8 protein-coding genes are annotated in these 11,682 nt (G+C 73.5%); 4 read left to right on the plus strand and 4 right to left on the minus strand.

What is annotated here, in order from left to right:
• Window positions 1-205: 205 nt before the first annotated feature.
• The 4 genes from ABZZ04_RS12955 to ABZZ04_RS12970 form a co-directional block, all read right to left on the minus strand.
• On the minus strand, window positions 206-2,758 hold the full coding sequence (locus tag ABZZ04_RS12955) for a DUF3488 and transglutaminase-like domain-containing protein (RefSeq protein WP_356932248.1): 2,553 nt from the start codon (window positions 2,756-2,758) through the stop codon (window positions 206-208).
• Window positions 2,755-4,137, minus strand: a complete 1,383-nt coding sequence (locus tag ABZZ04_RS12960; RefSeq protein ID WP_356932249.1) for a DUF58 domain-containing protein — start codon at window positions 4,135-4,137, stop codon at window positions 2,755-2,757. Before ABZZ04_RS12960 ends, ABZZ04_RS12955 begins: the two co-directional genes overlap by 4 nt.
• Window positions 4,137-5,180, minus strand: coding sequence for a MoxR family ATPase (locus ABZZ04_RS12965; protein ID WP_356932250.1), 1,044 nt, complete (start codon window positions 5,178-5,180; stop codon window positions 4,137-4,139). The genes ABZZ04_RS12960 and ABZZ04_RS12965 overlap by 1 nt, the downstream gene beginning before the upstream one ends.
• Before the next feature lie 263 nt (window positions 5,181-5,443).
• Window positions 5,444-6,007: a carbonic anhydrase gene (locus ABZZ04_RS12970; RefSeq protein WP_283851164.1), complete on the minus strand. Its 564-nt coding sequence runs from the start codon at window positions 6,005-6,007 to the stop codon at window positions 5,444-5,446.
• A gap of 377 nt (window positions 6,008-6,384) precedes the next feature.
• On the opposite strand from ABZZ04_RS12970, the gene rsmH reads away from it, so the two are divergent.
• Genes rsmH through ABZZ04_RS12990 form a run of 4 tightly spaced genes read left to right on the plus strand, consistent with a single transcriptional unit; the run spans window position 6,385 to window position 11,680 of the window.
• Window positions 6,385-7,350, plus strand: a complete 966-nt coding sequence (rsmH, locus tag ABZZ04_RS12975) for a 16S rRNA (cytosine(1402)-N(4))-methyltransferase RsmH (RefSeq protein ID WP_356932251.1) — start codon at window positions 6,385-6,387, stop codon at window positions 7,348-7,350.
• A 49-nt stretch (window positions 7,351-7,399) separates the two neighbouring features.
• Window positions 7,400-7,957 (plus strand): septum formation initiator, encoded by a 558-nt coding sequence (locus ABZZ04_RS12980; RefSeq protein ID WP_356932252.1) that lies wholly within the window; start codon window positions 7,400-7,402, stop codon window positions 7,955-7,957.
• A gap of 4 nt (window positions 7,958-7,961) precedes the next feature.
• Window positions 7,962-9,956 carry a penicillin-binding protein 2 gene (locus ABZZ04_RS12985; RefSeq protein ID WP_356932253.1) on the plus strand — a complete coding sequence of 665 codons (1,995 nt, stop codon included), beginning with the start codon at window positions 7,962-7,964 and terminating at the stop codon, window positions 9,954-9,956.
• Complete coding sequence (locus ABZZ04_RS12990; RefSeq protein ID WP_356932254.1) at window positions 9,953-11,680, plus strand: UDP-N-acetylmuramoyl-L-alanyl-D-glutamate--2,6-diaminopimelate ligase; 1,728 nt, start codon at window positions 9,953-9,955, stop codon at window positions 11,678-11,680. Before ABZZ04_RS12985 ends, ABZZ04_RS12990 begins: the two co-directional genes overlap by 4 nt.
• Window positions 11,681-11,682: the final 2 nt, after the last annotated feature.

Below are 11,682 nucleotides of genomic sequence, written 5' to 3' on the forward strand. Positions count from 1 at the left end.
GGTCGCCGTGCCGACGCACAGCCCCGTCCGGTGCCTGCGCGGTCCCGTCCCGGTGCTGTCGTGCCGTGCCGTGCCGTGTCTGTGGCGCATGCGGTGCCGACGCCGTTCTTGTCGGTGCGCCGTCCGGCTTCGGGCCGGTCCTGCGGGCCGCCGGGCGGGGACCGGACTTCCGGCCGTCCCTTCCGGCGGCCCGCAGGCCGCGGCCTCATCCCTGTGGGCGGAACGGGCGCCGCAGCGGCCGCAGCGGCCAGTGGAGCCGGCCCCACAGCGCCGAGCACCGGCCGGTGAACGCCGCCCAGCGGGCCGAGGCCGCCCAGATCACCCGAACGGCCGAGCGCGGTGCCACGACCGCCCGGATCCGGGCGCCCCGGCCGACGGACGCCCGCAGACCGGCCCGTACCGTCTCCACGTCCTCGGACAGGCCGGTGGCCGGGCGGGGCTCCGGGGCGTAGAGGACCTGCTCGACCGCCCCGGCCACCCGGTGCACCGCGTCCGCCGCGTCGAATTCGAGCCGCCCCAGCCGCACCATCCGCACCGCCGCCTTGCGCGGGGTCCGGGAGTCGTCCGGTTCGATGCCGTGGTCCCAGGCGGTGTCGGTGATCTCCCGCCAGGCCGCCAGCGTCCTGGCCGTCGTGTCCGCCGCATCCGCTTGGGCGGGGGTCCACGTGCTGCCCGGTGCCCGGTCCGGGCCGGTGGCTGCGGACCGCGAGTCCGACGGTACGGCCCGCCCGTCGGCCGACACCGGCGCGGCCCGTTCCCGGGCCGGCGTCCGCCCGGCGGGCGGGGCCAGCCTGCGTCGACGCGTCCTGAGCCGCCAGAGCATCGGCAGGAGGGGCAGCACGAGGATCACCACGGCGAGCAGGGACAGACCGACGACGGTGCCCGTCGGCGTACCGGAATCCGTCGGGGTCACCGGTCCCTGCGCCGTCGTGTCGCCGCACTCGCCCTGCTTGCGCATCTGCGCCGGGCAGTCGTCCGGGGCGGCAGGGACGGCCGTCGGGGCGGCCGAGGCGTTCTCCTCCGGCACGGCCGGGTCGCTCGCGTCGCCCTCGGGGGCCTCCTCCTGGGTGTACGTCGGCACGCTGCCCCGCGTCGGGGTCGGCTCGAAACGGGTCCACCCGATGCCCTCGAAGTACAGCTCGGGCCAGGCGTGCGCGTCGCGCAGCCCCACCGAGACCGAACCGTTCGCCTGCTCCGTGCCGGGGGCGAAGCCCACCGCGACCCGGGCCGGGATGCCCAGCGTCCGCGACATCGCGGCCATCGTGAAGGAGAAGTGGACGCAGAAGCCCTGCTTCTCCTTGAGGAAGCGGCCGATCGCCGCGCTCCCGGTGCCCGAGCTCACCGAGGTGTTGTAGACGAAGCCGCCGTTCGACGCGAAGTAGTTCTGCAGCTTCACCGCCCGCTCGTAGTCGTTGGCGGCGCCCTCGGTCACCTCGGTCGCGGTCTTCCCGACCACCTTCGGCAGGGAGTCGGGCACCCGGGTGTACTCACGCTGCAGGGCGGCTGGGGCGGGGCCCGCCGAGGCGAGCTGGTCGGCGGTCGGCTGCACCACCAGGCTGGAGACCTCGTACTGCGCACCGCCGGTCGTCTGCCCGCCGTCGCCGACGAGCGTCCGCCCCGTCGGCTCGTACCGCCAGCGCCCGCCGATCTCGACCTCGGTCGCGGGGTAGGGGAGCGGCAGATAGGTCTGCCGGTAGGAACGGGACGAGGAGATGTTCGACCGGATCTCCGTGACCTTGACGTCCGGGCCGAGGCCGTTCGGCTGCGGGAGCCGCTGGGGCACGTCGCTCAGACGGCGCGTGGAGGGCCGCCACTCGTCGCCGTTGAACTGGTCCAGGGCGAGGATGCGCAGGTAGAAGCCCTGCGGATCGTTGGAGTTGGTGCGGTAGGACAGCACCTGCCGGTTCTCCGGCTGGTTCAGGTTGTTCTGCAGCGAGACCAGGGGGTTCACCGCGGAGATGGTGCCGCCGCCCCCCTGGCCGCCCCCGCCGCCGTTCCGCTCGCTCAGCAGGCCGCCGTCGAGCGCGGGCAATGCCGCCGGTACGACCAGCGAGACGCCCAGGGCCAGCGCGCCGATGCGGTGCCCGGTCCGGACCGGGGCCGTCGGGCGGCCGCCCGAGAGCGCCGCGCCGACCGCGGGGCCACGAGGGGCCCCGGAGGTCGCGCCGCTGAAGACCCGCCCCCACTGCGAGAGCCGGTCCCGGCCCTCCGCCAGCAGGAGCAGCAGATAGCCACCGGCCGCCAGCAGGAACCAGAGCCAGCCGGCCCCGCCCTCGGACAGCCCGGCGGCGACCGAGTACAGCGCGAGCAGCGGCAGACCGGCCGGGGCCGCGCTGCGGAAGGTCACCGCGAGGGCGTCCACGACCAGGCCGACCAGCAGCACACCGCCGACCAGCATCAACCGGATGCCGTCCGTCACGGGCGCCGGAGCGGCGTATCTGCCGACGTCCTCGGCGCCCGCCGTCAGCAGCTCCGCCAGCCGCTGGAGCACCTCCGGACCCGGCAGCACACCGGCCGGGGCCTGCCCCCTGGCGAACACCACGGTCAGCAGGACCAGCATGACCAGCGCCTGTGCCGCGACGATCACCGCACGGGGCACGGGCGCCCGGCGGACGAGTGCGCCCGTCCCGCTCTGGACCGCCAGCAGGAAGGCCGCCTGCAGGATCCAGCTCGCCGGCTCGACCAGCGGCAGCATCGAGGTCGCCGCCGCCAGCGTCGCCACGAAGGCGCACAGCGCCAGCCGACCACGACCGCTCATGACCATCCCCCGGAGAAACCCGTCGTACCACCCGTGCCGCCGACGGACTCCGCCGTCACGCCCTGGTGCCCCGCCTGCCGCCAGTATTCGGCGAGACCGGTCCCGGGCGTCACCGGGACCGCCGTCCAGCCCGACTCCCGCAGCAGTCGCAGCCGTTCCTCGGACGCCGACTCCGCCCCGGGGGCCGGGGCGTCGCCCTGCGCCCAGGCCGCACCGGCCAGGACGAACGCCACGGCGCCGCCGCTGCGCTGCCGCATCCGCGCCGCCACCGCCACCTGCTCCTCGTCGAGGTCGCCGAAGAACGCGACCAGCAGCCCCTCGTTGCCGCCGCGCAGCACGTCGTACGCGCGGGACAGGCCGCTGCCGTCCGAATGGCCGACCACCGCCAGGGTGTCCATCATCAGCCCCGCCGAGTCGGCGGACTCCTGCGTCGAACCGGCGAAACCGCCCGCGCCCTCGCCGGGAACCGTGGTGCCGTCATCGGTCAGCAGCCGGACGGCGAAGCCGCGCTCCAGCATGTGCACCAGCGCGGACGCGGCCCCGGACACCGCCCACTCGAAGGCGGAATCGGGCCCCGCCCCCCGGTAGGCGATCCGCCGGGTGTCCAGCAGCACCGTGCACCTGGACCGCTGCGGCTGTTCCTCGCGGCGCACCATGAGCTCGCCGTAGCGCGCCGTGGAACGCCAGTGGACCCGGCGCAGGTCGTCGCCGTGCCGGTAACCGCGCGGGATCACGTCGTCGTCACCGGCCAGAGCCAGCGAGCGCTGCCGCCCCTCGCCGTACCCCGGGGCCTCGCCGGCCAGCCGCACCGGCGGCAGCGGCTCGGTCCGCGGAATGACGACGAGGGTGTCGTACGCGCTGAACGAGCGGGTCAGCTCGCACATCCCGAACGGATCGCTCAGCCGCAGCTGGAGCGGCCCGAGCGGATAGCGCCCGCGCAGGTCCGACCGCACCCGGTAGGACACCTCGCGGTGGCCGCCGGCCTCCACCCGGTCCAGTACGAACCGGGGCCGGGGCCCGAGCACGTAGGGCACCCGGTCCTGGAGCATCAGCAGCCCCGTCGGTATCCGCGACACGTTCTCCATCCGCAGATGGACCCGCGCCTCCGTGCCCGCCGGAACCCGGGACGGCGAGAGCCGCCGGGTGCCCGCCACCCGGTACCGGGTGCGGACCAGCACCACCACACAGACCAGCGGCAGCACGGCGAGCAGCAGCCCGACCCGCAGCAGGTCCCCCTGTCCCAGCACGTACGCGCAGACCGCCGCGGCGACACCGGCCGCGAGGAAGGACCTCCCGCGCGTGGTCAGCCCGCTCAGGGCCGCCCGCAGCGCGCCCCTGTCGTCGCCGTCGTCCCTCGCGGGCGGCCCCCCGGCGGCCATCACACCCGCCGTGCGCCGGGCTGCCGGCCGTACACCGGGGGCCCCTGCTGGTGATGGGGCTGCGTCTGGACGCCGCCGGCGGCGGTCGGGACCGGTGTCCGCTGGAGGATCTCCTGCACGACCTGCTCGGAGGTGCGGCGGTTCAGCTGGGCCTGGGCCGTCGGCAGCAGACGGTGCGCGAGCACCGCGACCGCCAGCGCCTGCACGTCGTCCGGCAGGCAGTAGTCCCGGCCGTCCAGCGCCGCGGACGCCTTCGCGGCGCGCAGCAGGTGCAGCGTGGCCCGCGGCGAGGCGCCGAGCCGGAGGTCGGGATGGCTTCGGGTGGCCCCGACGAGCTCCACCGCGTACCGCCGCACGGCGTCGGCGACGTGCACCGTACGCACCGCGTCGATCAGCTTCACGATGTCGTGCGCGTGCGCCACCGGCTGCAGGTCGTCGAGCGGCGAGACGGCACCGTGCACGTCGAGCATCCGCAGTTCGGCGTCCGCGTTCGGGTAGCCGATCGACACCCGCGCCATGAACCGGTCGCGCTGGGCCTCGGGCAGCGGATAGGTGCCCTCCATCTCCACCGGGTTCTGGGTGGCCACCACCATGAACGGATCGGGCAGCTCGTAGCTGTGCCCGTCGATGGTGACCTGGCGCTCCTCCATCGACTCCAGCAGCGCCGACTGGGTCTTCGGCGAGGCCCGGTTGATCTCGTCGCCGATCACGATCTGGGCGAAGATCGCGCCCGGCTTGAACTCGAAGTCGCGCCGCTGCTGGTCGAAGACCGACACCCCGGTGATGTCCGAGGGCAGCAGGTCCGGCGTGAACTGGATGCGCCGCACCGAGCAGTCGATGGATCGCGCCAGTGCCTTGGCCAGCATCGTCTTGCCGACTCCGGGGACGTCCTCTATGAGGAGATGCCCCTCCGCCAGCAGTACGGTCAGCGAAAGCCGTACGACCTCGGGCTTGCCCTCGATCACCCGCTCCACCGACCTGCGCACCCGCTCCGCGGTCGTGGTCAGATCTGTGAGGCTCGCTCGATCGTCATAGGTCGTCACCCGGCCCTCCTCGGCCCTGCCCCCGCCCACGAGGGGCAAGGGGTACCCCAATCACGGACCGACGCGCATGGAACCGCCCGGCCACCCCGAAACACGGACACCCCTTCCGGAACCGTCCGGCGGGATGCCACACGGGCATTCTTGTTGCCGTTGCCGCGTCATGTCACTTGCCTGTGGACAAGTGGGGGCGGTATGCCGGGTTCGGTGGGATTTTTCGGTTCCGGAGGGGTGGTACCGGGGAGGGCGAGGGGCGGGGCCGGAGGTCAGGCCGCGGGCAGGATCTCGCGCAGCAGACCGGTGGTCACGTCGAAGACGAAGCCGCGGACGTCATCGGTGTGCAGCAGGAACGGCGAGGTGCGCACGCGCTGCATCGACTGCCGCACGTCCTGGTCGGCGTCCTTGTACGCCTCGACCGCCCAGACCGGACGCTGGCCGACCTCCACCTCCAGCTCCTGGCGGAACTCCTCGGTGATCGACTCCAGACCGCAGTTGGTGTGGTGGATCAGTATGACGCTGCGCGTGCCCAGGGCCCGCTGGCTGATGGTCAGCGAACGGATCACGTCGTCGGTGACCACGCCGCCCGCGTTGCGGATGGTGTGGCAGTCGCCGAGCGCCAGACCGAGCGCGTCGTGCAGGTCGAGCCGGGCGTCCATGCAGGCGACCACGGCGACGCGCAGCACCGGCTTCGCGTCCATGCCCGGATCCTCGAACCCGGCGGCGTACCTGGTGTTCGCCGCGACGAGGCGGTCGGTGACCGTCTCCCCGTCACGGGCCTGATCGGCGGCGGGCGCGGCGGGCCCGGCGGGGGAGTGCGCGGAAGTCGACATGGCTATGACGTTATCCCCCGGCCCCCGTCGCGTCGCGCTGTGAGAAGGGACAAAGAACGTCAACGAGACTTGTTGTGAGGTAACCCACAAGCCTCCCGGCGCTCCTCCGGGCGGGTGAGCGCCGGGCAGGGCGACGCGCAGCCCGGCTGATTGATCGGGAATCGATCGAATGGCAGGGTGGACTAAAGTGACGGGAAGTTACCGACACCCCGCACATTCCGAAGATTTCCCCCGTGTGCGGCGTACGTGCGGCCCGGCCCTCTCCCGCTCGCCGGTCGGCAGGCGCCCCTTTCCCGGTGCCGGTCGGCCTCCCCTTCTGAGCGGGCGGGGACCGGGCCGCACGTACGACCGCACGGGACCTGAGCCTGAGAGGGCACATGAGCCAGACCCGACACGTCCCGGTGATGCTCCAGCGGTGCCTGGACCTGTTGGCCCCGGCTCTGGAGACGCCGGGCCCGCAGGCGCCCGTGGTCGTCGACTGCACCCTCGGCCTCGGCGGACACAGCGAGGCGCTGCTCTCGGCCTTCCCCTCCGTACGGCTGATCGCGCTGGACCGGGACAAGGAGGCGCTGCGGCTCTCCGGCGAGCGGCTCGCCCCGTACGGCGACCGGGCCACCCTGGTGCACGCCGTCTACGACGAACTTCCCGAGGTGCTCGACAGACTCGGCGTCCCGAAGGTCCAGGGCGTCCTGTTCGACCTCGGCGTCTCCTCCATGCAGCTGGACGAGGCCGACCGCGGCTTCGCCTACGCCCAGGACGCCCCGCTCGACATGCGCATGGACCAGACGACCGGCATCGGCGCGGCCGAGGTGCTCAACACGTACCCGCCGGGCGAGCTGGTGCGCATCCTGCGGGCGTACGGCGAGGAGAAGCAGGCCAAGCGGATCGTCTCCGCGATCGTGCGCGAGCGCGAGAAGGAGCCGTTCAGCAACAGCGCCCGGCTCGTCGAGCTGATCCGCGACGCGCTGCCGCAGGCCGCCAAGCGGACCGGCGGCAACCCCGCCAAGCGCACCTTCCAGGCGCTGCGCATCGAGGTCAACGGCGAGCTCACCGTCCTGGAGCGGGCCATCCCGGCGGCCGTGCAGAGCCTCGCGGTCGGCGGCCGGATCGCCGTCCTCTCGTACCACTCGCTGGAGGACCGGCTGGTCAAGCAGGTGTTCGCGGCGGGCGCCGCCACCACGGCGCCGCCCGGACTGCCGGTCGTGCCCGAGCGCTACCAGCCCCGGCTGAAGCTGCTGACCCGCGGCGCGGAGCTGCCCACGGAGGAGGAGGTCGCCGAGAACCGGCGGGCCGCCCCCGCCCGGCTGCGCGGCGCCCAGCGGATCCGCGAGGAGGAGCGATGAGCGCCCGGCGTCCGGACCTCCGGCCCCCGGCGACGTCCGGGGCGGCGCGGTGAGCAAACCGGCCGCGCAGTTGAAGGGGCGGGCCGCGCGGCTCGCCCGGCTGCTGCCGTCCCGGCCCAGCAGAGCGGCACGCACCCCCTTCGTCCTGCTGGTCGTGGTGCTTCTCGGTGGCGGCCTGATCACGCTCCTGGTGCTCAACTCGGCCCTCAACGAAGGATCGTTCAGGTTGAGCGAGCTGAAGAAGCGGACCACCGAGCTCACCGACGAGCAGCAGGCCCTCCAGCGCGACGTCGACAGCCACTCCAAGCCGGACGCCCTGGAACGGCGCGCCCGCGAGCTGGGCATGGTGCCCGGCGGCAGCCCCGCCTTCCTCGGCCCGGACGGCAAAGTCCGGGGCGTGCCCTCCGAGGCCAGCGCCGAGCCGACCCCGACCCCGCCGCGCGGTACCGGGACCCCCGCGGCCGGGCCGACCGCCGGCGCCGCGTCCCGTACCGCCGCACGGACCCCGCCCACCCCCTCGGGCACCACACGTCCCACCGCCCCCGCGGCCCCGTCCACCACGCCGCGCACCCCGGCGGACCAGCCCTCGACGAGCCCCGGCAGGTGACCCAGTGCCGTCCAAGGAACCACCGCGCCGCCGGGTCCCCGGCCCCGCCCGCCCGCGCGGCGCCACGGACGGACGGCGCCCCCGGCCCGCCGCCCGCCGCCCCTCCGCCCCGGCCCCGCGCCCGTCCCGCCCCCGCCCCGCGGGTCCGCTGCGACTGGGCAATCCGCGCCCCCGGCTCCGGCTGGTCAGCCTCGCGCTGACGCTCGTCATGCTGGCGTTCGTCGTCCGGCTCCTCCAGGTCCAGGCCGTCGACGCCGACGCGTACGCGGCCAAGGCGAAGGAGAACCGCTACCTCGACTACACGATCTCCGCCGAGCGCGGCGAGATCACCGACCGCAACGGGGTCGCGCTGGCCACCAGCGTCGACGCGTACAACATCACCGCCGACCCCTCGATGTTCACGCCCGAGTTCAGCAAGGCCCCCGACGCACCCCAGCAGGCCGCGGCGCTGCTCGCCCCGATCCTCGGCACCGACACCGCCGAACTGACCCGAAAACTGGCCGGAAAAGGCCGCTACACCGTCCTGGCCCGCCGCCAGACCCCCCAGGTCTGGAACCAGATCAAGGACCTCAAATCGGTCTTCGCCGAGAAGGCGTCCGAGGACCGGGCACGCGGCGGCGCCGGGGCCAACGTGCTGGCCGGGGTCTTCCAGGAGGCGACGACCAAACGGGTCTACCCCAACGGCGGGCTCGCCGCCGGGATACTGGGTTACGTCAACGCCGAGGGCAAGGGCGCGGGCGGCCTCGAATCGAAACTGGACAAGGAACTGGCGGGCGAGGACGGCAAGATCAGGTACGCCCAGGCCGGCGGCCGACGGGTGCCCACCGCGGGCACCAAGGAGATCCCGGCCGTCGCCGGGTCCGACATCGAGCTCACCATCGACCGCGACATCCAGTGGGCCGCCCAGCAGGCCATCACCGACCAGGTGAAGAAGTCGAAGGCCGACCGGGGCTACGTGATCGTCCAGAACGCCAGGACCGGCGAGGTCCTCGCCATGGCCAACGCCCCCGGATTCGACCCCAACGACCTCTCGCAGGCCGACGCGGCGGCGCTGGGCAACGCGGCGCTCCAGGACGCGTACGAACCCGGCTCCACCAGCAAGGTCATGTCGATGGCCGCCGTACTGGAGGAGAAGGTCGCCACCCCGGGCACCCATGTCACCGTCCCCAACCGGCTGCACCGCGGCGACCGGCTCTTCAAGGACGACATCGACCACCCCACCTGGTACCTGACGCTCAACGGCGTACTCGCCAAGTCCAGCAACATCGGCACCATCCTGGCCACCGGCGAACTCGGCAGGACGCAGCCGGAGGCCAACAAGGTCCTCCACTCCTACCTGCGCAAATTCGGGATCGGCTCGCCGACCGGCCTCGGCTACCCGGGCGAGACCCCCGGCATCCTCGCCGCCCCCGGCGACTGGTCGACCTCGCAGCAGTACACGATCCCGTTCGGCCAGGGCCTCTCGCTCAACGCCATGCAGGCCGCCTCCATCTACTCCACGATCGCCAACGGCGGTGTCCGGATCGAACCCACGCTGGTGCGCGGCACCAAGGACGCCGACGGCCGTTTCCTGGCCGCCGATCCTCCCGAGCGGACCAGGGTGATCAGCGCGAAGACCGCCAGGACGCTGGCCGCCATGCTGGAGTCGGTGGTCGGCGACGAGGAGGGCACCGGCACGAAGGCCAAGATCCCGGGCTACCGGGTGGCGGGCAAGACCGGTACGGCCAACCGGGTCGATCCGGTGCGCGGCGGATACCACGGCTACACCGCGTCCTTCGCTGGCTTCGCGCCCGCCGACAAGCCGCAGATCACCGTCTACTGCGCGATCCAGAACCCGACCAAGGGCAGCTATTTCGGCGGCCAGATCTGCGGGCCGATCTACAAGCAGGTCATGGAATTCGCGCTGAAGACCCTCCAGACCCCGCCGTCCGGCAGCGGCCCGGCCAGGCTGCCGGTGTCCTTCGAACCCGACGAGGGAACCCGGGGAACCAAGCAGTGACAACCATCACGCCCGAACCCGGGAACCGGAACCGGAACCACCGGAACCCCGGCCCCTCACTTCGCGAGAGGCCGGGTGCTCCCGGTACGCTCACCGCCGTGCCCCACGCTGATCAGTTCCAAACCACCCAGAAGGCCGCGCCCGCGCAATACCCGGGAGCGCCCCGTCCGGACCGGATCGGACCGACGCCGCTCGGCGAACTGGCGGCCCGGCTGGGAGTCGAACCGCCGGGGACCGGCGAGGTCACCGGCATCACCCACGACTCGCGGGCGGTGCGCCCCGGTGATGTGTACGCGGCCCTGCCGGGCGCCCGTCTGCACGGCGCCGACTTCGCCGCCCAGGCGGCCGGCCTCGGCGCGACGGCGATCCTCACCGACCCGACGGGCGCCGAACGCGCCGCCGCCACCGGACTGCCGGTGCTGGTCGTCGAGGACCCGCGCGGCCGGATGGGCGAACTCGCCGCCGAGATCTACGGACGCCCCGGAGCCGACCTCCTCCAGATCGGGATCACCGGGACGTCCGGCAAGACCACCACCGCGTACCTCGTCGAGGGCGGCTTCCGCGGCGCGGGCCGCGCCACCGGACTGATCGGCACCGTCGAGATGCGGATCGGCGACGAGCGCATCAAGTCCGAACGCACCACCCCCGAGGCCACCGACCTGCAGGCCCTGTTCGCCGTCATGCGCGAACGCGGCGTCGACTCGGTGACCATGGAGGTCTCCAGCCACGCGCTGGTGCTCGGCCGGGTCGACGGCTGCGTCTTCGACGTCGCGGTCTTCAACAACCTCAGCCCGGAACACATGGAGTTCCACTCCGACATGGAGGACTACTTCCAGGCCAAGGCGCGGCTCTTCACCCCCGGCCGCAGCCGGCAGGGCGTCGTCAATCTCGACGACGAGTACGGCCGCAGGCTGGTCACCGAGGCGTCCGTCCCGGTCGTCACCTTCTCCGCCGAGGGCCACCCGGACGCCGACTGGCGGGCCGAGGAGGTCGAGGTGGGTCCGCTGGGCTCCACCTTCACCGTCGTCGGCCCCAAGGACGAACGGATCGCGGCCAGGGCCCCGCTGCCCGGCCCGTTCAACGTCGCCAACACCCTCGCCGCGATCGTCACCCTCGCCGTCGCGGGCATCGACCCGCAGACCGCGGCCGACGGCGTCGCGGCCGTCCCCGGGGTCCCCGGCCGGCTGGAGCGGGTGGACGCCGGGCAGCCCTACCTCGCGGTCGTCGACTACGCGCACAAGACCGACGCCGTCGAATCCGTCCTGCGCGCCCTGCGCAAGGTCACCGAGGGCAGGCTGCACATCGTCCTCGGCTGCGGCGGCGACCGGGACACGACCAAACGCGGCCCGATGGGCGCCGCCGCGGCCCGCCTCGCCGACACCGCCGTACTGACCTCCGACAACCCCCGTTCCGAGGACCCCCTCGGAATCCTCGCCGCCATGCTCGCGGGCGCCGCCGAGGTCCCCGTCCACGAGCGGGGCGACGTCCTGGTCGACGCCGACCGGGCCGCGGCCATCGCCGCCGCGGTCGCCCGTGCCGAACCCGGTGACACCGTGCTGGTCGCCGGCAAGGGCCACGAGCAGGGCCAGGACATCCACGGCGTCGTACGCCCCTTCGACGACCGCGTGGTCCTGCGCGCGGCCATCGACCGCTCCCTGGGGCGCGCGAGCACCACGGACGCCGCTCCCCGCGCCCACACCCACGAGAACAACAGTCAGGGATGACC

This window comes from Streptomyces sp. NPDC006435, assembly GCF_040612315.1.
Taxonomy (GTDB): domain Bacteria; phylum Actinomycetota; class Actinomycetes; order Streptomycetales; family Streptomycetaceae; genus Streptomyces.

Excerpts from the sequence above, each read along its gene's own strand:
- ABZZ04_RS12955 (WP_356932248.1), bottom strand. The coding sequence starts at position 2,758 with ATGAGCGGTCGTGGTCGGCTGGCGCTGTGCGCCTTCGTGGCGACGCTG.
- ABZZ04_RS12960 (WP_356932249.1), bottom strand. The coding sequence starts at position 4,137 with ATGGCCGCCGGGGGGCCGCCCGCGAGGGACGACGGCGACGACAGGGGC.
- ABZZ04_RS12970 (WP_283851164.1), bottom strand. The coding sequence starts at position 6,007 with ATGTCGACTTCCGCGCACTCCCCCGCCGGGCCCGCCGCGCCCGCCGCC.
- rsmH (WP_356932251.1), top strand. The coding sequence starts at position 6,385 with ATGAGCCAGACCCGACACGTCCCGGTGATGCTCCAGCGGTGCCTGGAC.